The sequence below is a fragment of the Armatimonadota bacterium genome (assembly GCA_025059775.1).
GTDB lineage: Bacteria > Sysuimicrobiota > Sysuimicrobiia > Sysuimicrobiales > Sysuimicrobiaceae > Sysuimicrobium.
This window is the reverse complement of record JANXCW010000058.1, coordinates 1-504: the sequence shown is the minus strand read 5'-3', so window position 1 is coordinate 504 and position 504 is coordinate 1. Positions and strand designations below refer to the sequence as shown.

1 protein-coding gene is annotated in these 504 nt (G+C 59.9%); it reads right to left on the bottom strand.

Annotated elements, in window-relative coordinates:
* Positions 1-232: MFS transporter (locus N0A24_12345; protein ID MCS7174124.1), on the bottom strand; the 232-nt coding region annotated here is incomplete at its 3' end.
* Positions 233-504 lie beyond the last annotated feature (272 nt).

Below are 504 nucleotides of genomic sequence, written 5' to 3'. Positions count from 1 at the left end.
CCCAGCGATCCGACCAGTCACCCAGAATCGGCGCGGCGACCAGTTGTGCCAGCGAGAAGGAGGCAAAAAGCAACCCAACCTGCCATTCAGACGCCCGAAACCGCTGCGCATAAAACGGCAGCAGCGGGATTACAATCCCGAACCCAATCAGGCTGACGCAAATCGTCAGAAAGACTGCAAGCAGCGCCCGCTTTTTCAGATGTGCCTCCGACGCGGGCGTAATGCGTACCATTCGCCACCTCACTACTCCCTTACTTCACCATTTCGCCATTCGCCATTTCGCCATTCGCCATTTCGCCACTTCACCATTTCGCCATTTCGCCACTTCGCCATTTCGCTCAATACCTCCGTTTACGCTTCGGCTTGTTCGGGCGGTTTGGCTTTTTCGGCTTGGGTGACGCAGCGGTTGCGCCCGCCGCAACAGGCTGCTGCTCCGCGCTGGTGACGGGCTTAGGTTGAGGCGTGGCGGGCTTTGGGCTGGTGGCGGTGGCACGCAGGGCGCTC